We start from the raw sequence: 23,790 nt of genomic DNA on the forward strand, positions 1-23,790 counted from the left end.
TTAGCCCTATTTCCTATACAAACCTGAGGTTACTACTAATAACGATTTTAGCGTCACTGAATTTGGAACAAGGTGGACTGTTCAATCAGTTCAAGGCGCTTCGCTGAGATAGCCTTTTTTATCTCTAGCCCTTGCAAGCCTTGTTCTACAAAAGGTTTTGCTTGTACTTGTCTTGTTTGCTCTGCCAACTTGAGTAGATTTTCTCCTTGAGTAAAGTGATCTTTATTTTCTGTTGAAGCAAGTGAAATTGCTTGGCAAGTTGTTATCACCTGTACAAAAAACTCGCCTTTACGCCAAATATCTAATTGATTAAATAAAGTTAATATTGCTTTTGGACTCAGATGTTGAACATCTAAAATTTGTTTAACATGTTGGTGAACTTGAATTGCCAATAACTTTGTTTGATTTGGCACTTTGATGCGTTCACACATTTGTTTAACTAGGTTTGTTTCTGTATTTATTTCGTTTACTGAATTTGAGGTAATTGCATGGCACATAGCAGCAAAGCGAATATCAATGTTTTGGGAAAGTGAGCTAGCTGCAATTAATGCTGCTTTTGCCGCTTGCTTACATGCAAAATTATCATCTTGCCAAATTGCATCAAGCTCTGGAAACAATGCTGTAAGCGCTTTGCTTTGATGTAATACATCAAAATAAGTTGCCGGATGTTGCTCTGCTAGGGCTTTTTCGGTTTCTTTCCACACTCGCTCTGCTGCTAAACTGTTCAGTTCACCTGATGATGAAATATCTTGCATTAAGGCAATGGTTTCTGGGGCAACGGTAAAGCCTAGGTTGTGGTAGCGGGCGGCAAACCTTGCAACACGTAATACCCGTAATGGGTCTTCGCTAAAGGCTGGTGAAACGTGTCTTAATATTTTGTTTTTAATGTCTTCTTGGCCGTTATATGGATCAACTAGGTTCCCATCAACCCCCTTGGCTATTGCGTTAATGGTAAGGTCTCGGCGCAATAAGTCTTGTTCAAGGGTTACATCAGGCGACGCATAACAAACAAAACCAGTGTAACCTTTACCTTGTTTTTTTTCTGTTCTAGCGAGTGCGTATTCTTCTTTCGTGACCGGATGTAAAAATACAGGAAAGTCTTTACCTACTTGCTGAAAACCGAGCGAAATCATAGTGTCAACATCACTGCCAACAACGACATAATCACATTCGTGATAAGGCCAGTTAAGCAGACTGTCTCTAACTGCGCCACCAACTAAATAATAGGTTAAGGCTTTTTCTGGGGTTAAGTCTTGCATGATAAAGTCTTTGATAAATAAAGTGATAGTGTATCACAAGCTTACAAAATTACAGCGCCTGAACTTTGACTTATGTCGCGAGAAAGGTTAACTTGCTTGTGCTTTTTAACTTGATAAATGACCTCATGTATACCGCGTATTTTGGATTAAGCGAAGCCCCATTTACCATAGCTCCTGACCCTGCTTACTTGTTTATGAGCAGTAGGCATAAAGAAGCGTTAGCGCATTTAAGTCATGGCTTGGGTGATAGTGGCGGTTTTGTGCTACTTACTGGCGAAGTGGGTACAGGCAAAACTACTATTAGTCGTACTGTGATGGAAAAGTTGCCAGAAAATACGCAGGCAGCCTTTATTCTCAATCCAACCCTATCAAGTGATGAATTGTTAGCGACTATATGTGACAGTTTAAATATTCGATATAAAAAGTCAGGCGCTACACTAAAATATCTGACAGACAAAATCCAAGAAAAGCTTTTGGCAAACCACGAGCAAGATATCAATACTTTAGTGGTTATTGATGAAGCTCAACATTTACAACCTGAAGTGTTAGAACAACTCAGGTTATTAACTAATCTTGAAACCAATACTAAAAAACTTTTACAAGTGGTCTTAATTGGTCAACCAGAGCTTCAACAACTATTGCAACGACGTGATTTACGTCAATTAGCTCAGCGTATTACTGCAAGGTATCACTTACTACCACTTACCCTAAATGAACTAACCGAATATATTGAACATAGGCTGTCAGTTGCTCAATGTCAGCGAAACTTATTTAACGCCAGTGCTATCAAGGCGATACACAAAATATCTAACGGTATTCCTCGTGTCGTTAACGTGCTTTGTGATCGTGCATTGATATTAGCTTACGGCCAAAACCAATCACTAGTGAATAAAAAAATTATTTACCAAGCGGCAGATGAAGCCCTTGGTGCGCCCTTGGAGCCAAGAGATAGCGGTTCACTTTGGCTAAAATCAATCGCTATTGGGCTTGGGGTCAGTGTGTTTATGGTGCTAGGTATTGGCTTAGGTATTAAATTTCTCACAGAGCCTGTATCGCCAGTAGTAACAACGTCGGAAACATTACCACCAGCTAAGACTATAGCCACCAATGAAATGGCAAACGGCCAATTACTAGAAAGTGCCGAAAAAATTACGCCTATTGCATCAACAAATACGATTAAAAGTGCTGATCATCAAGACATCACAGGAGCATTGCAATCTGAACATGAACGATTGGAAACTGCTGATGATAATAATGATCAAAGTATTGCTAATACTGAGGCAGAGTCAAAAGAGCCGCTAGTGTTAGGCCACAATGTTGAGCAATATAAACAGCAGCAAAGCCAAAGTGAACTTGGTTTTGAACTTACGGCCGAAGATGATGTGTCACCTGAATTATTAGCCGCTTTTAAACAAGCTATTATCGAAACCGATGCCCAGGCAAAGCTGGAAGAAAAGCCATTATTGGAAAGCGATTTTCAGCCCATCAATAAAATGCCCGAAAATATTCAAAACAGTTTACCTGCTTTAAGTTTTGAACTTCACATGTATGCAAGTGATGGCAAAGGGTGGGTTAGGGTTAATGGTAAAGACTTTTCTGAAGGGCAGCAAATTGCATCTGGGGTTGTGTTGCAACACATATTACCTCAACATGTCGTGCTGTTGTTTAAAGAGCACAGCTTTACCATACCTGCATTAACTAACTGGTAGTTTAGTTAACCTCAGCTCGCATAAGTAATGCGTTTCTAGGTACTATTTTTACTGACTTCAGCGTTATTTTGAAGCGAAATAGCTAGCTATTCCTGCTGCAAAATGCCTTGAATTCAGCCAAAAATATCGAACTAGAAATATAAGAGACTACTAACTTATTGTTTTCTTCGCTTTAGCACTATTTCTTATACAAACCTGAGGTTAGTTAATAAATGCCGCGTGGAAGAAGCCTAACAAGTTAATATTGAACTCTTCTGGTTTGATACAACAATCAATCTGATCGCGATATTTACTTTGTGCCAAGTTTATCTCTTCAATCGGGATAGCTTGATTCATTCGTGTGCTGTAAAACACTTTAACATAAGGGTGTAATGGCCTTTGTGGGTTGAGTTTGCTGATCAGCCCTAGTTTACCGCTATTTAATTTAACTAAAGTGCCAACTGGGTAGACACCTAAACATTGAATAAATTTTTCTACCAGCTCTTCATCAAAACTTGCAGGTGATTCGGATACTAATATCTTAAAGGCTTTGATTGGTGTCATACCTTTTTGATAGACACGATCACTGGTCATAGCATCGTAGCTATCGACAATTGCAATCATGTGCCCATATTTGGATATATCTTCTTTAGTTAATCCTTTGGGATATCCTCGACCATCGTTGCGTTCGTGATGTTCTCTAACCATACGCATAGCGATATGAGAAATCTCAGGGCTGTCTTCAAGCATTTTTAACCCCAGAGCAACATGGCTCTGCATGATTTTGTACTCTTTGTCGGTTAACGCGCCAGGTTTATGTAGAATTTCATCAGGTATCAATACTTTGCCCAAGTCATGTAAAAAAGCACCTAAAAACATTTCCTGAATTTGTCTTTTTTCAAAACCTAAGTGTTTAGCAAATACTGCCATTAAGATCGCAACATTTAATGAATGCTCTAACAGATAAGAGTCTTTCGATTGCATCCGAGTTAAACAACTTAAAGCGTCGGAGTTTCTAAAAACCGAATCAACCATGGCATTAGTAGTTTCAGAGATATTGTCAATTTTAAGGGCTTTTTCTAGCTTAACTGACCCCATGATCTTGGCTTGCAGCGCTTTAGCATCGTTATAAAGTTTACTCGCCTGTTTCATTTCTTGGTCGAGTGTGCGTTCAACTTTAGGACGATTGGCTTGCTGTTTTTCTTTTAGTGAGGGGATATCGCTAAGCACGCGATCGATATTTTCGACTTTCTTTTGTCTACTCGGGTCGACACAAACTTGCTTAATTTTGGCTCTTTGTAGCTGGCGAATAGTGTTTGCACTATTCACATAGCCCTCAGACTTTATTTCGAGGTTTTCACTATCGGTAATAGCAACGACGTACATGCCTACAACTAAGTCACTTACCGAAATTGTTTCAAAGGAACGTGGATCTGTCATGCAATAAAACGTGGTAACTTTAAGCTCTGTATACTTAAAGTTACCACCTATTAGACATTTCAGCGAGTTTTTATTGCCAAGCAGGAAGTTTGTCTTCGTATGATTGAATTTTATCTAGCTTGTTTAGTGTCCAACCAACGCTGTCGATACCTTGCTCTAAACAATATTGATGGAAATTGTCTAATTCGAAAGAGAAAGTTAACTCGCCATTAGTTATTGTGTTGTTAATTAAATCAACAGTTAAAGTCAGGCCTGCATCTCTAGCAGTATCAAATAGTTGATTGATTTGCTCTTCTGGTAAACGCACAGGCACTATGCCAATGTTGATGCAGTTACCATAAAATATGTCGGCAAAACTTGGCGCAATAACCACTTTAAATCCATATTCTTGAATTGCCCACGGCGCATGCTCACGACTTGAACCGCAACCAAAGTTTTCACGGGCAAGTAATATACTGGCACCTTGATACTGTGGGTAATTCAAAATAAATTCTGGGTTAGCTTGATGACCTTCATCATCTAAATAACGCCAATCGTGAAATAGGTGTTGACCAAAGCCAACTCGTTCAGTTTTTTGTAAAAACTGCTTTGGAATGATCTGGTCAGTATCAACATTAGCAGCATCTAACGGTACCACTAAGCCTGTATGTGTAGTGAATTTTTCCATTTTTTGCTCCTATTCACTTAAGTCGACAAATCGGCCTTCAATCGCCGCTGCTGCTGCCATTTCTGGGCTAACTAGGTGAGTTCTACTACCTCGACCTTGGCGTCCTTCAAAGTTACGATTACTGGTTGATGCACAGCGATCGCCAGGCTTTAATCTATCGTCATTCATTCCTAAACACATAGAACAACCAGGTAAACGCCATTCAAAGCCTGCTCGAGTAAAAATACTGTCCAAGCCTTCTTTTTCGGCCTGTTCCTTTACTTGGTATGAGCCGGGTACAACAATAGCTGTCACTTTATCTGAGCATTTTTTCCCTTGGGCAGCATAACTTTCAACAATAGACGCAGCGGCGCGTAAATCTTCAATTCTTGAATTGGTGCAAGAACCGATAAACACATTGTTAACTTCAATATCAGTTATTTTTGTGCCAGCTTCTAACCCCATATAGGCTAGGGCTTTCGCACAAGAATCTTTTTCCACAGGATCGGTGAAATCATCAGGAGAAGGCACAACGGCATCCACTTCAATAACTTGGCCTGGAGTAGTTCCCCATGTTACTTGTGCTTTAATATCTTTTCCTTCAAGAGTAAGCACATGATCAAATACTGCACCATCATCGGTTTTCAGTGTTTTCCAGTCTTCAACTGCTTGTTGCCAAACGTCACCTTGAGGAGCATATTCACGCCCCTCTAAATAGTTAAATGTGGTTTGATCTGGTGCGATAAGACCAGCTTTGGCACCAAATTCAATACTCATGTTACAGACTGTCATGCGCTCTTCCATTGAAAGTGCTTCAATGGCTTCTCCACAATATTCAACCACGTAACCAGTTGCACCAGCGCTGCCTGTTTTTCCAATTATCGCTAAGATAATATCTTTGGCACTAATACCAGGAGCAACCTTGCCCTTAACTTCAATTTTCATGGTTTTGGCTTTGGTTTGACGAAGTGTTTGGGTTGCAAATACATGCTCTACTTCTGAGGTACCAATACCAAATGCTAAGGCGCCAAAGGCACCATGAGTTGCAGTATGTGAATCACCGCAAACAATCACTGTGCCTGGTAACGTTAGGCCAAGTTCTGGCCCCATTACGTGAACAATGCCTTGGTTTTTGTGGCCCATACCAAACAGTTTAATTCCAAACTCTTTACAGTTTTTCTCTAAAGTTCTTAATTGGTTAGCTGCACCTTCGCCTGCTGCATTAATATCAATTGAACGTGTAGATATGTTGTGATCCATCGTGGCAATTGTGCGCTCTGGGCGGCGTAACGGACGATTGTGAAAACGTAAGTTGGCAAAGGCTTGTGGAGAAGTCACTTCGTGAATTAAGTGACGATCCACGTATAACAAAGGTGTTTCACCGGCTTGTTCTTCTATCACATGGCGTTGCCATAACTTGTCGTATAACGTAGAAGCCATGATTAGCTCTCCTTAATTAATTGGCAAATGATATCACCCATTTCACTGGTTGATTTTGCTTGTGATGCTTGTTCAGCAGGCAGTAAATCACGTGTAAAGTTACCTTCGTCTAACGCTTTTGCTACGGCCGCTTCAATGGCTGTTGCCGCTTCATTTTGATTTAAGCTGTATCGTAACAATAACGCGGCAGATAAAATTTGTGCGATAGGATTGGCGATACCTTGACCAGCAATATCAGGTGCACTGCCACCTGCTGGTTCATACATACCAAAGCCTTGCTCGTTAAGACTTGCCGACGGTAATAAGCCCATAGAACCTGTGATCATTGCACAGATATCCGATAAAATGTCACCAAATAGGTTCGAACATAACATGACATCAAATTGCCCAGGATTGCGCACTAATTGCATCGCGGCATTATCAACGTACATGTGTTCTAACGTGACTTCAGGGTACTCAGCGGCAATTTCATTGACAACTTCACGCCATAATTGCGACGTAGCTAATACGTTAGCTTTGTCTATTGACGTTACTTTGTTATTGCGTTTTTTCGCGGCATCAAACGCTAAACGGGTGATACGAGAAATTTCTGCTCGTGAGTAAATCATAGTATCGAAGCCTGCTTCATCTGGCGTGCCCGGATTTTTACGTCCTTTAGGTTCGCCAAAATAAATACCACCAGTTAACTCGCGCATCACTAAAATATCAAAGCCTGCATTTGAAATGTCAGCACGTAAAGGGGATAGCGACGACATGGCTGATTGCAGCTGAGCAGGGCGCATATTACAAAACAAACCAAAATGGCCTCGTAAACCTAATAATGAAGCTCTTTCAGGTTGTTCTGTAGGTGGCAAGTTTTCCCACTTCGGCCCACCGACCGAGCCAAATAAAATAGCGTCTGCTTGTTCACAACCATCAATGGTTGATTTTGGCAGTGCTGTACCATGGTTATCGATAGCGCAGCCGCCAACATCAAAATGGTTAAAAGATAATGGAAAATTAAATTTGTCTGCAGCAGCTGACATTACTTTTACTGCTTCTTGCATGACTTCTGGGCCGATGCCATCACCGGCTAAAATTGCAATATTGGACATTATTTTTGCTCTTAATTAATTAAACTTTTGTATTGAATGTTCAAAGCGCACTATTAACCGTTTGCTTCTTTTTTCTGTTCTTTAATTTCAGCAATAGTTTGTGCTCTGCTGATATTATTTAAACAGTGAATTAATGCCTGACCTGACGCCTCAATAACGTCAGTGGCTAAACCGTAGCCGTGAAAGTTTCGACCTTGCCATGCGACAACTAAGTGGGCTTGGCCTAAACCGTCTTCACCAGAACCTTTATTCGAAATTTTGTAATCTGTTACTTCAAATTCGACATCAACTGCTTGTTTTATCGCGCGATATAAAGCGTCTACAGGTCCGTTACCCGTTGCTGCTTCGATGACTTTTTGCTCGCCAACAGCTAGCTTGATACTGGCTGTAGCAAATTCACCACCACCTGACTGTACGTTTAACGTTTCCAACGAATAGAAGTCTTTTTCATCTTGTTGTTGAATGTTAAACAGTAGTGCCTCTAAGTCATCATCAAACACTTGGCCTTTTTTGTCTGCTAGGGCTAAAAAGTCTTTGTATAACTCGGCTAGGTCGTAATCAGTTTCTTTGTAACCCAAGCTTTCCATTCGATGTTTAATTACATGACGGCCACTACGAGAAGTTAGGTTTAATTTAGTTTTTGCAATGCCGACACTTTCCGGTGTCATGATTTCATAAGTATTTGATGCTTTTAACATACCGTCTTGGTGAATACCTGATGAGTGACTAAAAGCATTGCTGCCAACAATTGCTTTGTTGGGCTGAATAGGCATGTTGCATAATTGACTCACTAACTTAGAGGTGCGAGCAATTTCTTGGTGATTGATATTGGTATGAACGCCTAAAAATTCTTGGCGAGTTTTCATAATCATCGCCACTTCTTCTAACGAACAGTTGCCCGCTCGTTCGCCGATACCATTAATGGTACATTCGATTTGTCGAGCGCCTGCTTGCACAGCTGCCATTGAATTTGCAACCGCCATACCTAAGTCATTGTGACAATGAACAGAGATTACCGCCTGATCAATATTTGGCACTCGATTGAATACTTGTTGAATAATTCCGCCAAATTCGTTTGGTAAGGTATAACCTACCGTGTCAGGAATATTAACTGTTGTTGCACCGGCTTTGATGGCGCTTTCAACGATGCGACATAAGTTATCTATTGGCGTGCGACCTGCATCTTCGCAGGAAAACTCAACATCATCAGTGAACTTACGTGCAAATTTAATGGCATTAATTGCCATGGCTTCTACATCATCAAAGCCTTTGCGCAACTTTTGTTGTACGTGAACATCAGATGTAGAAATAAAGGTGTGAATTCTAAATTGCTCAGCAACACTTAATGCATCGCCACAGGCTTGAATGTCAGCCTCTACAGCCCTCGCTAAAGCGCAAACTCGGGCATTTTTTACTGTTCTAGCAATTTCTTGTACCGAGTGAAAATCGCCAGGGGAGGAGACCGGAAAGCCTGCTTCAATAATATCGACACCTAATCGCTCAATTGCTAAGGCAATTTGCAACTTTTCATGAACTGACAAGCTTGCGGTTAATGCTTGTTCACCATCCCGTAAGGTGGTGTCGAATATAATAACTTGATTTTCCATGTTTTATTCCTAAATTTACTTTGCGCTAATAAATTACAAGCATAAAAAAACCCGCGTTTATTAGCGCGGGTTTAAGTTAAATTCTGTTTTACTTTCTAATAGCTACAACAAACCTATCCGCGCAATGTTGGTGCGAGGAGGAGGAGAGATAAAGTGTTAGTTGTTGCTTTGTTCATTTCGCCTAGAAAGTTTATTTTGTAATTAAATTACATCGTTGATCTATTAGTACCGCAGTTTACTTGTTTAAGTCAAACATTAATTAAGAGTATGTGTGTATAAACTTAGTCAATTAATGAATAAGTAAACATGTAATACCAATTGAAAGGCTAGGGATTGGTATTCAATTGGGTTTAGCATTACAATTTGCCCATGGTAATAAATGCAGTAACTGTTGTGAGTCAGAAAAAAAAATATTTATTTTATGTAACCCTCTCATATTCTTTTAGTATCTTAAGGCCTATTGCTGAGCAAATCGTTAAAAATGGCGGAGAATATGCTTGGTATATTCCACCTGGAAGTGAAGCAGAAGCTTTTTTATTACCTGAAGATCACAATCTTCCTGACATTGACAGTGTTATGGCTTTTAATGCTGATGCATTATTAGCCCCTGGGAATTACGTGCCGGACTTTTTTCCTGGTATCAAAGTGCAAGTTTTTCATGGGTTTGATTCAGGCAAAAAGAACAAATTTAACATTCGTGGTTTTTTTGACTTGTATTGTACACAAGGCGCTAACATTACTAAGGCATTTAACGCGATAAATGATGGTACTTGCGAAATTGTTGAAACCGGATGGGCAAAATTAGATGCTTTATTTACTGAGCATCCGAATAAAGCGAATTATATTTCTGACAAACCGCTAGTATTGTATACACCAACTTTTTCACCAAAGTTACGCAGTAGTTATGCCTTGTTGCCTGAAATTGAGCGTTTAAGCAAAACAAAGGATTGGCAGTGGTTGGTAAAACTTCACCCTAAAGCGACTAAAGAAGAAGCTGATATGTATAAAGCGATACAGTCAGATAACTTAACCTTTATTGAAACTGCAGATCTTATTCCACTGCTTCAAGCTGCCGATGTGTTGTTGTCAGATACTTCATCAATTCTTGCGGAGTTTGCCCTGCAAGATAAACCTGTTGTGGCGATGAATAATCGTCGACCTGAATCTTGGATGATTAACATCAACCAAGCACAAGAGTTGGAACAAGCGTTAGCGTCAGCTTTGAATGTTTCACCAGAGCAACGGGCGTTAATTCAGGCTCATTGTAATGCAATTCATCCATACAAAGATGGTCAGTCCGCAGCTAGAACTTTAACAGCGATAGATAGCTTAATTGAACGTGGCACAAGCCATTTAAAGCGCAAACCATTAAATTTGATTAGGCGCTTTAAAATAAGAAAAGCATTAAACTACTGGCGCTTATAAGTTGTATTCAACCTGAGCAAACACATTGACATCAGTTTGATCTTTTACCGCATTATCAAAGGTTGATCTGCTGATGTCACTGCCAATGGTAAAACGCCAATTTTTATAGCTGTGTTGCACTTTACTCGATACCATAAACATATCTTCAGCAATTGACGTTAACGGATTACCGATAATTGGGTTTTCGGGCGCTTTATCAGCATTATCTTTGTTTAACTGAAGCCAGCGTAACTTAGTTTCTATTTGGGTATCTCCGGCTGATAACGTTGAAGCTCCTAATACCAGCGAAGTGGCATCATTGTCATAAAGGTTAGCAATACTACGCTTGTTATATCTAAGACCTGTTTTGTAAATGTGATGCTCGTAGTAACAGTTGCCAATACGTGATGTTCCATCACCATTCACTCCATCACTGCATAGTGCATAAGTGTCTGTACTTTCTAAATAAAGTTTCCAGTTGTAACCAAAGGCGTGAAGCTGAGTTTCAATCCCCATTTGATATTTTTCTTCACCTAAAATACTTAAGCCACCTTTACGGTCGCCATCTTCAGCATGAGTGATAAAATAAAGTGCGAAAGGGTGATCAAAAATAGTATTTGAATAACGTATATCGTAACCTGCTAACTGGTTACCTGGCTCTTTTCCAGCAGCACATTCTTCGACAGATGGACCATTACCACCACAGTTGTCTAACCCTTTTAATACATCTACAAAAGTACTAAAATTTTTAGGCCTACCTTCTCCCGCCCATTGCGCTAATCTAGATACACCAATTTCTAAATTTTGAGTAGGTTTAAAGTTTAATCGAAAACCCCATAGTAACGTGTCTTTTACTACTCGTTTATCATCCATTTTTGCCATGAAGGTGGTTACCGTCCATGGAATATCTATATCAGTCCACGGAATGGTAAAGGGCTCTGATGACTTTCTAGATAAGGTAAGTGCAGGCATTGGTCTAGCGTTATTTGACAAAATTAAACTAGTATCTATGCCTGGACCCCACCATCGCTGTTGCATACCAGCAGAAAACACCCAATTACCAAGAAAAAATGCGCCGTAACTATCATCAAAGCGAGTTTTATCTTCATCAATTGGACTTGGGTTATACGATGTGGAAACCTTAAAGGCGAAACGCTCTGATTTAAATGATGTCGCAACTTTAATGTTATTAGCATCGCGATATTCATCACCGAAACTTGTAAATCGTTTATCGTCTGAGGCTACATTGACAGTGATCAGTTTACTATTTCTTTTAGCCAGCTTGAGTTGGTGCCTTACATAGAGAAAAGCTTCTTTCGTCTTTGGGCTTAGCTGTGACAAATATACATTGTTCAGGTCTTTATTAATGTCGTGCCACATCAGAGGAAATGTTGTAACAGGCGTCTTTATAATGCCTGCATCAGCAAGCACTTGGATATTAGCCCGTAAAAAAACATTACTGGTATCAACCCAAGGATCTGCAAAAGCAGCTTTTGTCGCAAATCCAGTTGCGATTAAAACGAATAAAAGTTTTTTCATTGAAGGTATCGGCTTATTTTATTTTTTCTAATACTTCTCGCAGCTTGGTACTCGAAGTGTGGCTGGTGTATGGGAAATATACGATTTCAACCCCAACTTTAGCAAAGTCTTGTTCTATTTGATTCCACTTTTCAGTGCCTTTCCAATCATCACCAACAAACATTCGGTCAAACTTCAGGTTATTCCAAGCTTCCATTTTGTCGTAATTGACTTGGGGAACTACTTCATCAACAAACTTTATGTGTTCGACAATTTCCATACGTTCTGAAAATGGAATAATAGGTTTTTTGTTCTTTGCGCTTAAGCAGAGCTCGTCACTGGTAACACCAACAATCAAATAATCACACTCTAATTTTGCTCGTTTTAAAACATTTAAATGACCGATGTGAAAAAGGTCAAAAACACCTGTGGTGTAACCTATCTTTTTCATGAATTACCCTTAATTACAAATATTGGCCGCTATTCTACACAATGTAAGATGGCTAAAACAGACGACTTCGTTGCAAAATTGTAAAAAAGTGATCAAATAAGTTTTTAGCGTTTTTTATTCTGAGCTAGCACTAGATAAAATGTTAACACCAGTGTTCTACCTGTAGTAACTGAACTGCAGTTAATGGTTGATTAGATAATTAATAATACGTTTACTTGCTTGGCCGTCCAAAGTGCCAGCTAACTTTTTAGCATAGTGTTGCCTCTCTTTTGACAACAAAGCTGGATTGGCAATCTGTTCATCAACAATAGACTTTAGTTGCTCGTATTTCTTCGCGTGGACTGCGATTTCAGCGTATTCACCATAGTCTTGATCCATACGATTTTTAAATCGAAAAGCAAACGGGCCACGATAACTCCAACGAAGCTTTAAGAAGTCACACCAAACGACAGGTTTGTTTAAAGCAGCAAACTCAAAGAGCGCAGATGACGCGTCACTAATAAGCAAATCTGCAGAAGCTAGAAACGGTACTAACGAATAATCGGTAACGTTAGCTAGATATACATTGTCAAACGTTTGCCAATATTCGAGTAATTCTCTTTGCTTCTTATACTTTGACTTACTCAGTGAAAAGTAATGTGGTTTGATTAATATATTGTAATTTGCGAAGGTATTTGGCCAATCTCTTGGAAAGCATTCAATACTACTAGGATAAAATGTAGGCGCGTAAAGCAAGGTTTTTTTATCAGGTTCTAATCCAACTTGTAACAAATCTATTGTGGATGATTGCCCCTGAATAATAGGATCTAGTTTACAAAAGCCAACATCAACAAAGGTATCCTCTGGGTACATTTGTTTTAACCTTTGTGTACGGTATTCACCTTCAACAAACCTAACCGTAGTTGGGGTGTTTGATTTAGTATAATAAGATGTCTTTGGGCCAATGCCGTGGCCAAGTTGTACTGTTCTACTGACTTTGTGAACTTGCTCTAGGTGATCACAAGCATTAGCAAAAAAGATCCAGTCAGCTTGGTGTTGAATATAATATTCAATTGCTTGTTCACAGGAAGACACCCATACATGGTCTAATGCTTCTTGTTGAATGATTTCTTTAATAATTTCGTCGTGTACACCGTGATAAAATATGAAGGTTGCAGTGCCAGCGTTTTGCTTGAGTAGTTCTCGGTATACAGGTAGATATTGAGGTAAGTAGTAAAGATGCAAAACGTCAAAGACTAATTTCATAAAACGGCATTTCGTAATCTAAATTGCGCAGAATACTAACATGAAATGCCGCCCTAAGTGTTACAAATTATTTCCAGTTATCCATGGATGAACGTTTTTTAACAGAAATACGAGGTAGTACGATTCCTAGAATTAGGCCTACAACTAAAACAATAGCGCCATTAAAAAAGTATTCTTTTTTAATTTCAAGGTCTTGGTTATCAAGTTGACCACGTAAAGTATCAAGTTGCTTATTTAAGTTTTCGATTTGGCTTGAAAGCTCTGCTTCTCGTGATTGCAATGACGTAATAAGTTGGTTGTTATCGGTCAATTGAGAGCTAGCTTGTTGATAATCTTCGCTTTGTACTGCTAATTGCGCATTGAGCGAAGCGATAACTTGGCGTAAGCCCGGTTCAACAGAAACATACTTTGATTCAACCCAAGCAGTGCGCTCTTTTGTATCAATAATTTCTGTGTAGTCATTCTCGGTTTTGCCCGTTAAGCTAATTTCATCACCGGCGTTAATACTACCAACTAAGCGATAATGACTGCCAGGACCCGCGTGCATATAGATGAATAAATCATCTGTGATATAGCCAATATTTGCGTTACTTTCATCGGTCGATTGTGCAGCTAAAACGACAGGAGCTGAGAGAAGGCTACACACAAGCAGCAAACATGTTATTAATTTCATTTAGTTACCAAAGCTAATTCATGATCAGTATTAAAAATAGTAGGGCTTTGAGGCAACGATAGCAAGCGAAAAATATTGCGTGATAGCCTGTGCTTTTGTATGGTTAACAAGATTAGTCCTAACTAAGCTTAATTGCTGAAAAAAATTACTTTATGAGTACAGAAGTCGAACTTAAATATCTGATTTTAAGTGAAGATGTATCAAAAACTATTAAAACAACACTTGAAAAACATCACATCACATATGAGCACAGTGTAAAGCAGCTCAATAATTGTTATTTTGATACGCCGGAGTTAGCCTTAAGGCTGCGTGACATTGGATTGCGAATTCGATCCTCAGCTTCGGGCCTAGAACAAACAATTAAAACGTCTGGACGTGTGGTTGGAGGTTTACACCAAAGACCAGAATACAACGTTGATATTAAAGAAAACTTCCCTAACTTATCATTATTTCCCACTGAAATTTGGCAATCTGGCGAAGATATCACTCAGTTGCAAGCGCAGCTTATTTCGTTGTTTACGACAAATTTTACTCGCGAAGTTTGGTTGTTGAACCTAAACGATAGCAAAATTGAAATGGCTTATGATCGTGGTACGATAAGCGCAGCAGGGGATTGCCAAGAAATTAACGAGCTTGAGCTTGAATTAGTTTCTGGCAATATCTCAGATTTGTTTGTTTTAGCTGATATTTTATTTCACCAACTTTCACTCAGAGCGGGTATCCATAGTAAAGCGGCTAGAGGATATAGGTTATTCGGTAAAATTGAATATCAACATCAGCCTCAAATGTTGGTGTCTTGTGTACAATCAGTAACAAGCGCCGAAGAGATGTTTGTGCAAGGTGTTAATCACTATTTAATGCAATTACAGCAGAGTATTGAGCAATATTTGCAAAGCGAAAAAATTGCAGATTTAGCTGTGGTTGTTGATATTTTGTCAACTGTTCGTCATGGCCTTTGGTTATTTAACGATTATTTGACTGAAACGCTAGTTGAGCTTAAGCAAGAGGTCAGTCACTTTATTCAATTATTCTCTTGGGTTGATAATGCAATTTTCCTCAAAGAGTTGATGAACAAAACGGGAAATTATCGCAAAAAGTTGGAATACAGTGAGCAACTTATTCAACAGCTTAAACTTGAGAAGCGAAGGTTTCCCGATTTTCAAATGACAAAAGAATTAATGCACAGTGAAAGGTTTAATCAATTACAGCTGGCATTACTTAACCTCGTGGTATCAAATGAACATAGCTCGCAATTAATAAATAATGTGACATCGCTTGATTTTCGAACCTTTGCACAGCAGCAAATGGATAATAGTTTGCGCGAGTTAACTGAGGCAATGAGCAATTTATCAGTTAACGATGCTGAGTCATATTTGGCACAAAGAAACTTATTGCATCGTTGTTTGCTCACAGGGAATTGGTTTGGCTTTTTATTTGAGCAGGATTTGAGACATCAGTTTCGAGCTCCTTGGATTGATATGGAATTGGGCTTAAGAGAGCTGCAAAGCCTTTGGATTATTCATCAACAGTTAGACAAACTAGATGTTGAAGATAATGATCCGATCAAAAAAATACAGTCTTGGCAGCAAAGCAAAGTTGACAATTTAATGTTGGCTTTGTCTCACACCAAAGACGCCGCGTTAATGATGCCTGTCTATTGGCGTGATTAATGCGCCTTGGTTTTCTTTTATTTTCCGCCGGTATTTTTTTAAATAGCTGCTTTGCCAGCGTTTATCAATTGCCTAAGGAAAATAGCCGGTTAATTGGTGAAAATGTTGAACACCAAGTAATTGAAGGCGACTATTTTCAGGCATTAGCTGAGTATTACAATGTTGGTATGTTAGCGTTACTTGCGGCAAACCCGAGTGTTGATCCATTTTTACCTGTTGAAGGTAGTACAGTTACTATACCTAAAAGAATGCTCCTCCCATATGGACCAAGAGAGGGGATAGTGATCAACCTTTCAGAACTTCGATTGTATTACTTTCCTCCAGGAGAAAATCTTGTCTACGTATTTCCAGTTGGTATAGGTAAACAGGGGCTTTCTACGCCGAAAGTTTCAAGCTATATCGGCGAAAAACGTAAAAACCCGACATGGCGGCCTACTCAAGCGATGAGAGAGCGATACAAAGAAGAGCATGGCATTGAGTTAGCTAAAGAAATTCCCCCTGGGCCGAATAATCCGTTTGGTAAGTATGCAATGCGTATTGGCACGAGTGAATATTTGATCCATGGTAGTAATCAACGTATGGGAATAGGGCTAAGAGCAAGTTCTGGTTGTATTCGTATGTATGATCAAGACATTAAGTGGTTGTTTGATAATGTAAAACAGGGCACAAAAATCAAAATAATTGATCACCCTATTAAGATGTCTTACGAGCATGACGGCAAATGGCTTGAAGCACATCAACCTTTAAGTGATGCGGCGCCAGATATGTCTATTGCTAAAGCGCTAAAAGCGTTTTTACCTAGTGCAAAAAAGGAACGAGAACAGGCAAAACAAATATTAAAACAGCGTGAAGGGATAGCGCAGAAACTGTTAGTCGACTAGCTTCTGCACTGTTATTGGGAGATAGTTTATTAATAAGCTTATTTTTTAAAACTTGAAGAAATGTTATCTAACTTTTGATTCGTCTCTTTCTGGGCTTGTTTTAATGCATTGAGTGCATTTTTTTGTTTTTCTTGCTCAGCTTTTAATTTGCTGACTTCCATAGTGAGCTTATCGACTTTATTTGATAAAGAGCTAACTTGTTGTTCAACTCCATTATTATTAGCACACCCAGTTAATGCTAACCCAGTTATTGCAGCTATAATTGCAACGTGTTTCATGACTCAGTCCTTTCTAAGCGGTTTATTGTAGAGTATAAAACTAAGTGATAGTTGAAAAAATGCAAGCGTTATTTGGCGGCTCTATCAGTGATAGCTTCAATTTTATCAACTAATAAATCAATTTTTCTTTCTAGCACTTTATTGTGTTCTAGTATTTCTGCATTTTGTTTTCTAAGTTCGCGGTTTTTAACATTGGTATCAGAAAAGCCTACAAATTTATTTACAAACTGCGCTCCAACAAAACCTACCATGCCAACACCAATATAAAACATGGCGGCAACTATAATACGCCCCTCTAAAGTGACAGGATAAAAATCCCCAAAACCTATGGTACTAGCGCTCATTTGAAGTGTCCAAAAAGCGTCCTTGTAGGTTTTAATGTTACTTATTGATGTTGCAGACTCAACTTGGTGCAAAGGGATGGCCAGCACAGCGATGATGGCATAAAGAACAACAACGGTAATGATTAATAGAAAGAGTGAGTTGTAGTTTTTTACGCCAAACTCATCAATGGTAAAGGTTTGAAATTTCTTCGGCATAATTAATTTTAATCTTCATTGACGTAATGAATTAAATCATCCATTAATTTACGTTTTATTTCCAGCTGCTGTTCTGGTGTAAGCTGGTACTTTTCTGCGAGGATTTCATAATCTTCGGCTGAGAGACTTACTGTAAGTCTTGGCCTTTTTGGACGTTTATTAACTGTTAGTCCCAAAATTTCTCTAATTTTATCTGAAGGGCTTAAGCCGGACTCCAAAGCTTCACGGCGAATTTGCATTTGGAACTTTTCATCAAGATCAAAAGCGACTTGTGTCGCTTTTGCTGCTTTAACTGAGGATTGCCATTTTTCAGGGACTTTACGATTCACAATTAACTTCCTGGGAACATATCTACAATATCGGTTGTTTCACGGTAGAAGGTTAAAAATATATCAGTATCACCATCACTCCAAACTTCAGCTTCAACCCCTTTAGTTTGCTCGGGATTCAATAATTGATAAAGTTCAAACTGTTCGCCAGCGTCATTACCTTCGTAGGGAGATAAGGAAGCTGTTCGGTGATCTTTACGGTGAAAATAACCTACACGAGCAAATACCGATTGTTGATATTGGGTATCGCTCCAACCCGAAGTGTGCCCGTTATCGTCGATTCGATCAAGATTTGCTTCTCCAGGTTCATCAAAAATGGTAGAAAATTGGTCCAAATCAAATAAGGTTTCAACATCTTCATGGTGAATCTTTAAAGAGAACTTTAAATAGGTTTTGTCGTCAACATCTAAGCTAAGGAAGATTTCGCTGTCATCATTACCTGATAATACCCATTCCGTTTCTGTTTTGTGTTCATATTCATAACTATTGATAGCTGATATTTGAAACTGTTGACCGCGCAACACGGTAGGCAGGGCAAAACTGTCATTAATTTGAATAATATCCTTCACCATTAGGTCGTTGACGTTAGAAATGGTGCGCTGTGGATTTTCTTTATTAAAAATACTTTTGAAGAAACTCATGGTCTGTACCTAAAAGGCCAATTAGCGGTTAACTAATTGGCCTTATCTATTTTACTTTTGTTTTGCTTTTAAGCGCTCAAGCACACTGTTTGCACTGTTTTCTGTGCCACCGATGCCAGCTGCTTTTAACTTGGCTTCTAGTGAGTTGTCTGAGTTTTCAGACTCTAAAACTTCAGCAGCTTTCAGTTGATCATCAAACTTCTGTTGCTTAGCTTTAATTCGTTCTAATGAGTCTTTTGCGCTTAACAACTTTGAATTACTCGATGAGAAGTTGTCGGTAATTGCTGATGTTGCCTTTTGTACACTTTCTGTGGTTTTTACCATAGAAAGTTGACGTTTATATTCTTGTACTTGACGCTCACTTTTCTTAACTAAGTCTTTTAAGCGGTTTGCGTTGCCTTCAAAACTATCTAGTGCTTGTTGTTGTGCACTCAATTCGCTTTCTAATGCTGAAATCTTTTCTGCTACTGCTAAAGCTAAGGTTTCATCATCTTTTTCAAGTGCTTGCACAGCATAACCTTCGTGTTCAGTAATTTCGCGTTTAATACGGTCAACTTCACGGCTAGCGGCCATCTGTTGAGCCATAACGCCTGTTAAGTCACGCTTAGCACGAGTTAAGTGGTTTTCGGCGTCTCTAATTTCTTGTTCAAAAATTCGAGTTGAGTTAGCGTCCACGATAGCTTCGCCAACTTCTGTGGCACCACCACGGATCGCGGTCATAATCTTTTTAAAAATGCTCATAGTAATACTCCAGTGTGTTGGCTATTTAAAGTAAAAAGTCGCTCATATCATCGATAACTTCCAGTGCGTTGTTACTTAGCACTGCCAGTTCATGTTCAATATCTTCGAACGATGATGAGATAGATAAGGCACCAAATATCACATACTTATCGCCAATTTTTGAAAAAGATGATAATGGACATGGAATATTCATTTCTAACATTGCTTCATGCATATCCGCTTTCTTTTCAGGAACCACTTCGTCTTCACCCCAAAGATAGGTAATACAAAGTACTTGGTCGTCGGTTACAGACACGAATATCGGTAACTCTTCACGACCGATAACGCTTATTTGTAATACATCAACTTCACCTGAAATTGGTTGACAGTCAAATACCATACCAGTTTCTGAATTATCTGCTAATGCATTTAAGTGATTGGCAATTTTATGAATATTCATGTTATTCCTCATCCGTTAATTGGCGATAAGTTGTGTTAACTTATCTCGACATAATATGTCGTGCTGTTAAATGTAACACTGAGACATAATATGTCAAGTAACTTGTCGATTAATTTTTATTTTGTTCTTGGTGCATAAATGCACTGTGTATTCCTTGTTGATCTTGCCACGCTTGTTGGTGTAACTGATAAATGGCATGACTACCCAAATAGTTTATCGGTATTTCACTAATTTGCTGATAAAACCCTTCGGCAAATTCAAATGAGCCAAGCAACATTGGCAGTGTAAGCCATGTTTGCGGCCGTGAAAACTGATGTTTTTGTGACAATCTTTGTCGAGCGGATAAACCTGCCTTAGCCGCAATAGTCCAGCCCCATTCACCAAAGCTTGGTACATTATCGTGATATTGTTCGACGTGCAGAAACCCAGCGGCTTTCATCGTTTTACCTATCGAAATAAAAGCGTTTTTAGCATGATAAGGGCTAGTGGATTGTACTGAAATCAATCCGTCGCCAGAGAGTAATTGTTTAAGTCTGGCATAAAAGTTAACTGAATAAAGTTTATTTAGATCAGGATGACTTGGGTCAGGTAAATCAACAATAATGCTGTCGTAAACTTTTCCCTGCCTCAGTAATTCGTCAATGACGATAAAAGCATCACCGTGTAAAAGGTTTACGTTTGGATGACTTAAACTATTGTGGTTTAGCTCTGTAATTCTGCGCGCTAGCCCAGGCTCTAAAGTTTCTTTGGGTGCTTTAAATAAATCAACAAGGGCTTTATCCAAATCAACAAGTGTCACTTGTTTGGGGTGCCAAGTTAAAACGTCACGCAGCGCTAGGCCATCACCCCCCCCAATAATTAAAATGTTTTCTTGCCTTGCTGAACCTTCTAACGTTGGCGCAACCAAATAACTGTGATAAATGTGTTCATCTGCAGACGAAAATTGTAATCGGCCATTGAGATATAAATTAAATATAGACGGCTGTTCGTTTCCCAGTCGCCTTTCGGTAATTGTCACTTGTTGGTAAACCGTTTTTTCTGAGTGAACAACCTTATCTAAATAAAGCAAATTACTCATTTGATTCAGCCACTGGTTACCATTGAAGTAAATTAGTACTAGGCCAATTAACAATAAAATATGACCAGAAACTAATGTCAGGCGATATTTTAGCTTTGACCAATAAACAAAAATAAACACTGCACCTGCAAGTAGGTTAAGAGCTGCGGTTAATGCGCTGGCTTTACTAATATCTATTGTTAATAAAAATGTTACCCAAATTGCCGCGCCAATGCCTGCACCTATGTAATCGGCGCCGTAAATGGTACCTAAGTTGTTCTCAAGGTGCTTCTGGTGAATATGTTCACGTATTTTGGCAATAAGGGGGATTTCCATGCCAATAAGAAAGCCTAAGATAAAGCCAAAAAAATAAGGCGTTTTTAATGCGAGCCAAGTGAGTTGCTTGAACAAGCCTCCTCTTGGTGTGGCGTCAGGTGGTATCGCATAAGTGTCCGCAATAATTTGGGGGAGCAACTGAGTAAAAGCGACAATACCAGAAATCATTAATATTGCGGTGGTGCCAATCAAGGCTACGGTCAATTCCAGCCATACAAAACCATTAAAAGCACATTTGATTTTGCGCGCGGCGAATGCGCCAAGCCCCATAGAAACGATCATTAAACCAATCATGGAATAGATTGCACTTTCCATGACACCTAATACGCGACCTGCGTAATGTGAAAGCAAGTATTCATAGATTAAACCACAGCCGGCAAGCACGGCCATGGTTAAAATCAATAATAAATCTTGCCAGAATAGGCGATTAAACTGCATTTTTTAGAAAGGAATTAAGCCATTAGTGCGGTTAAAATAAGTGCAATCGATATACTGATCGCCATTTCTACGCTTGCGACACCAATGTTGTGTTGTTGATCAACTTCTTCTACTAAGTTGATGCCCCACAAGATAAGTTTTTTAGCAATAGTAGTAAGAAGTGCTACCAGTAAAGTCATTACAATACTAAAGATTAACCATGCAAACAGTGTAGTCACTATAGTGTCCGGGCTGTATACCATAAAATAACTTGCAGCTGTAACCGCTAATGCCGTACTGATAACTTGTCCCGCATAGCGAATAGCAAGAGCAACTTGGCCGTTAGCAAAAGCTTCCTGTAGGCTATCGCCCTGATTGTTACGTGCATACTGTTTTTCTTTGATTCGAGTGACTAAAATCAACATGGCTTGTGATACGACAAAGCCTGCAATAATTGCCACAAACGTACCAATATCTATACCATGAACCCATATCAGAACCGCTCGAATAACGATTGCGGTTGCTATAGTACTTGCTGCATCAACAATACCAACGGTAACGTTTTTGGCTTTGATTTGCTCGGTTTTATCTATTTCATTTAATGCCAGTCGGTCATGAACAATTCGACCAACTTTAATCAAGATAAGGCCGAATAAGCCGTAAGAAAACATACCAATGATTTCCATCAGGTAGCTATTGGCATTTTCACCAGTAATAGCGCCTGTCATTACAATACCAAGTGCTGCAACACTACCTGCAACACTGATACCAAAGGCAAAGTTATCTTCTTTAGCTAACTCGTCGTTAGCTTTTACTTGTGCGGAAATACCTGAAATAAACTTCATAAAACCAAGCAATATAATGGCGACTGTGATGTCTATGGCAAGATAAATCAGTAAATCTGCATTTAATCCAATGTTTTCAATTAAGGTGTTCATGTTAATTCCTTGCTTTCTTGCTCTTATTTTCCGCGACGAAAACTGCGTGTGGTTTTACTACTACTATTTCTAAAACTGGCATTTTTGCTACTGCTGGATTTCTTTGCATATTGGCTTTTGGCAGTAGAGGTGCGAGTAAATTTATTGGCACTGGTTTGCGCTGTTCGGCTTTGCCCAGATAAAGCAGAACCACCAGATTTATTTTTGCTGTAAGGACTGTTGAATCTTTGTCCTTTGCTTTCAAATGATTTTTTTGTTCTGGTTTCTAGCTGGGTTTGTTTATTTAGCTGGCTTGGTGAACTGTAGCGTGTTCTACCATAATCGTGATAATAGCTGTAGTTTCTGCCTTTACCCCACTGATGGTAGTATGTACGTTTTCTTTTAATGTCGAAAATATCATCCATCAAAGAAAATACGCCATACCACGCCCAAAATGACATGCCGCTGCTGTCTGTTTGCCAGCTGCCATAGTTAGGGTTACCAATTAACTGCTCGCCAATGCCAAAGTCTTGTGCTTTGTTAGCTGCAATGCTTTGATCTTTGCTTAATGCGTTAACTCTAGGCAACTTGCCATCAGACATATCAGCCAACACATTAAGTGGGTCACTTAATGCATCAGAATAAAGTACTGGGTCTGCAGCTTGATAAATGTTAACCAGTTCATTAAACCTTGCTTGGCTACTAGCAAACATTTGTGGCTGGGTTTTCACCGTGGATAGCCGTTGTTCTAGCGCCGTATACATAGGTCCTTTAGTGGTAGAGTCTTTTAAAAACTCATCAATTAAAGGTTTTAGTTCGGGCTTGTTCGCGAGTAATTGGTTAGCATACTCTTTTAGTAACACAGCGTTTCTAACATTACCTTGTTCTAGCGCTGTCGCTAATTGAGTAATGCGCTGCTCGGTCACTGGAATTTGTTGCTTAATTTGATCTTCGACAGGATCTGAACACCCTACTAAGATCAACAAAATAGCAAATAACAATGATTTAGCGTATTGCATTTCTGCCATAGTTCCCTCAAAAATGCTATGGTTGAACGCCATTAATAACATTCATGACATA

Annotated in this window: 23 protein-coding genes; 4 read left to right on the top strand and 19 right to left on the bottom strand. The window is 39.2% G+C overall.

Annotation, left to right across the window (positions count from 1 at the left end; all coding sequences use genetic code 11):
• Window positions 1–53: 53 nt before the first annotated feature.
• Window positions 54–1,259 (bottom strand): multifunctional CCA addition/repair protein, encoded by a 1,206-nt coding sequence (locus IE199_RS05385; protein ID WP_189768040.1) that lies wholly within the window; start codon window positions 1,257–1,259, stop codon window positions 54–56.
• 125 nt (window positions 1,260–1,384) lie between these two features.
• Here IE199_RS05385 and IE199_RS05390 point away from each other — a divergent pair, with 125 nt between their 5' ends.
• Complete coding sequence (locus IE199_RS05390; RefSeq protein WP_189768042.1) at window positions 1,385–2,968, top strand: AAA family ATPase; 1,584 nt, start codon at window positions 1,385–1,387, stop codon at window positions 2,966–2,968.
• Window positions 2,969–3,169: 201 nt separating this feature from the next.
• On the opposite strand, the gene IE199_RS05395 is transcribed toward IE199_RS05390, so the two are convergent.
• From IE199_RS05395 to leuA, 5 genes are all read right to left on the bottom strand, one after another.
• Window positions 3,170–4,387, bottom strand: a complete 1,218-nt coding sequence (locus tag IE199_RS05395) for a cyclic di-GMP phosphodiesterase (protein ID WP_189768044.1) — start codon at window positions 4,385–4,387, stop codon at window positions 3,170–3,172.
• Between the two features lie 70 nt (window positions 4,388–4,457).
• Complete coding sequence (gene leuD, locus IE199_RS05400; protein ID WP_189768046.1) at window positions 4,458–5,054, bottom strand: 3-isopropylmalate dehydratase small subunit; 597 nt, start codon at window positions 5,052–5,054, stop codon at window positions 4,458–4,460.
• 9 nt (window positions 5,055–5,063) lie between these two features.
• Complete coding sequence (leuC, locus tag IE199_RS05405; RefSeq protein WP_189768048.1) at window positions 5,064–6,473, bottom strand: 3-isopropylmalate dehydratase large subunit; 1,410 nt, start codon at window positions 6,471–6,473, stop codon at window positions 5,064–5,066.
• Between the two features lie 2 nt (window positions 6,474–6,475).
• Complete coding sequence (gene leuB / locus IE199_RS05410) at window positions 6,476–7,567, bottom strand: 3-isopropylmalate dehydrogenase (RefSeq protein ID WP_195826734.1); 1,092 nt, start codon at window positions 7,565–7,567, stop codon at window positions 6,476–6,478.
• A gap of 53 nt (window positions 7,568–7,620) precedes the next feature.
• Entirely contained in the window at window positions 7,621–9,174 is a 1,554-nt protein-coding gene (leuA, locus tag IE199_RS05415; RefSeq protein ID WP_189768050.1) for a 2-isopropylmalate synthase, read from the bottom strand.
• A gap of 393 nt (window positions 9,175–9,567) precedes the next feature.
• Between leuA and IE199_RS05420 the strand changes: the two genes are divergently transcribed.
• Window positions 9,568–10,599, top strand: coding sequence for a CDP-glycerol glycerophosphotransferase family protein (locus tag IE199_RS05420; protein WP_229854541.1), 1,032 nt, complete (start codon window positions 9,568–9,570; stop codon window positions 10,597–10,599).
• Here IE199_RS05420 and IE199_RS05425 read toward each other — a convergent pair.
• The 4 genes from IE199_RS05425 to IE199_RS05440 all read right to left on the bottom strand — a co-directional run bounded on the left by IE199_RS05425 (window position 10,594) and on the right by IE199_RS05440 (window position 14,465).
• Complete coding sequence (locus IE199_RS05425; RefSeq protein ID WP_189768054.1) at window positions 10,594–12,117, bottom strand: capsule assembly Wzi family protein; 1,524 nt, start codon at window positions 12,115–12,117, stop codon at window positions 10,594–10,596. The two genes, IE199_RS05420 and IE199_RS05425, sit on opposite strands and share 6 nt — an antisense overlap.
• A 13-nt stretch (window positions 12,118–12,130) precedes the next feature.
• Complete coding sequence (locus IE199_RS05430; protein WP_189768056.1) at window positions 12,131–12,547, bottom strand: FAD synthase family protein; 417 nt, start codon at window positions 12,545–12,547, stop codon at window positions 12,131–12,133.
• A 180-nt stretch (window positions 12,548–12,727) separates the two neighbouring features.
• Window positions 12,728–13,792, bottom strand: a complete 1,065-nt coding sequence (locus tag IE199_RS05435; protein WP_189768058.1) for a CDP-glycerol glycerophosphotransferase family protein — start codon at window positions 13,790–13,792, stop codon at window positions 12,728–12,730.
• Between the two features lie 67 nt (window positions 13,793–13,859).
• Window positions 13,860–14,465, bottom strand: a complete 606-nt coding sequence (locus IE199_RS05440) for a TIGR04211 family SH3 domain-containing protein (RefSeq protein WP_189768060.1) — start codon at window positions 14,463–14,465, stop codon at window positions 13,860–13,862.
• 152 nt (window positions 14,466–14,617) lie between these two features.
• Between IE199_RS05440 and IE199_RS05445 the strand changes: the two genes are divergently transcribed.
• Both IE199_RS05445 and IE199_RS05450 read left to right on the top strand, forming a co-directional pair.
• On the top strand, window positions 14,618–16,135 hold the full coding sequence (locus IE199_RS05445; protein WP_189768062.1) for a CYTH domain-containing protein: 1,518 nt from the start codon (window positions 14,618–14,620) through the stop codon (window positions 16,133–16,135).
• Window positions 16,135–17,016 (top strand): L,D-transpeptidase family protein, encoded by an 882-nt coding sequence (locus tag IE199_RS05450; RefSeq protein WP_189768065.1) that lies wholly within the window; start codon window positions 16,135–16,137, stop codon window positions 17,014–17,016. The genes IE199_RS05445 and IE199_RS05450 overlap by 1 nt, the downstream gene beginning before the upstream one ends.
• A gap of 38 nt (window positions 17,017–17,054) precedes the next feature.
• Here IE199_RS05450 and IE199_RS05455 read toward each other — a convergent pair whose 3' ends face one another.
• The 9 genes from IE199_RS05455 to IE199_RS05495 form a co-directional block, all read right to left on the bottom strand.
• Entirely contained in the window at window positions 17,055–17,294 is a 240-nt protein-coding gene (locus IE199_RS05455) for an LPP leucine zipper domain-containing protein (RefSeq protein WP_189768066.1), read from the bottom strand.
• 68 nt (window positions 17,295–17,362) lie between these two features.
• Window positions 17,363–17,833, bottom strand: a complete 471-nt coding sequence (locus tag IE199_RS05460) for an ion channel (RefSeq protein WP_189768069.1) — start codon at window positions 17,831–17,833, stop codon at window positions 17,363–17,365.
• Between the two features lie 8 nt (window positions 17,834–17,841).
• Entirely contained in the window at window positions 17,842–18,162 is a 321-nt protein-coding gene (locus tag IE199_RS05465) for a hypothetical protein (protein ID WP_373304765.1), read from the bottom strand.
• 2 nt (window positions 18,163–18,164) lie between these two features.
• Window positions 18,165–18,803, bottom strand: coding sequence for a hypothetical protein (locus tag IE199_RS05470; RefSeq protein ID WP_189768070.1), 639 nt, complete (start codon window positions 18,801–18,803; stop codon window positions 18,165–18,167).
• Window positions 18,804–18,854: 51 nt separating this feature from the next.
• A complete protein-coding gene (locus IE199_RS05475) occupies window positions 18,855–19,544 on the bottom strand; it encodes a PspA/IM30 family protein (RefSeq protein WP_189768072.1) in 690 nt (229 codons plus the stop codon).
• 25 nt (window positions 19,545–19,569) lie between these two features.
• Entirely contained in the window at window positions 19,570–19,983 is a 414-nt protein-coding gene (locus tag IE199_RS05480; RefSeq protein WP_189768074.1) for a YjfI family protein, read from the bottom strand.
• Between the two features lie 109 nt (window positions 19,984–20,092).
• On the bottom strand, window positions 20,093–21,814 hold the full coding sequence (locus tag IE199_RS05485; RefSeq protein WP_189768076.1) for a polyamine aminopropyltransferase: 1,722 nt from the start codon (window positions 21,812–21,814) through the stop codon (window positions 20,093–20,095).
• A 14-nt stretch (window positions 21,815–21,828) separates the two neighbouring features.
• Entirely contained in the window at window positions 21,829–22,731 is a 903-nt protein-coding gene (locus tag IE199_RS05490; protein ID WP_189768078.1) for a DUF350 domain-containing protein, read from the bottom strand.
• A 23-nt stretch (window positions 22,732–22,754) separates the two neighbouring features.
• Window positions 22,755–23,738 (bottom strand): hypothetical protein, encoded by a 984-nt coding sequence (locus IE199_RS05495; protein ID WP_189768080.1) that lies wholly within the window; start codon window positions 23,736–23,738, stop codon window positions 22,755–22,757.
• Window positions 23,739–23,790 lie beyond the last annotated feature (52 nt).

Source organism: Thalassotalea marina, assembly GCF_014656435.1.
GTDB classification, from domain to species: Bacteria; Pseudomonadota; Gammaproteobacteria; order Enterobacterales; family Alteromonadaceae; genus Thalassotalea_C; species Thalassotalea_C marina.